General features: G+C 33.8%; 1 protein-coding gene. It reads left to right on the top strand.

What is annotated here, in order from left to right; genetic code table 11:
* On the top strand, positions 1-296 hold a 296-nt coding region (locus tag D9V42_RS14885), incomplete at both ends, for an alkaline phosphatase (protein WP_208639103.1).

Raw genomic sequence — 296 nt, 5'->3', positions numbered from 1 at the left:
GGAATCTAGATCAAAAATTCAAAGAAGACGGTTACGATATTATAACAGATAAAAAAGGTTTAAATGAATCTGATGGAAAGCAAATTTTAGGTACATTTGCAGATGAAACTCTACCATATGCAATAGATAGAAAAACTGATACACCATCGCTAAAAGACATGACTTCATCAGCAATACAAAAAATGAATAAAAATGACAAAGGATTCTTTTTAATGGTGGAAGGATCACAAATAGATAAAGCAGCCCATCCAAATGATGCGACTGGTGTGATGTCAGAGATGGAGGATTTCGAGGAA

The organism is Staphylococcus pseudoxylosus, assembly GCF_003697915.1.
Classification (GTDB): Bacteria; Bacillota; Bacilli; order Staphylococcales; family Staphylococcaceae; genus Staphylococcus; species Staphylococcus pseudoxylosus.
Note: the sequence above shows the minus strand (reverse complement) of the source record. Positions and strands in the feature narration are given on the sequence as shown.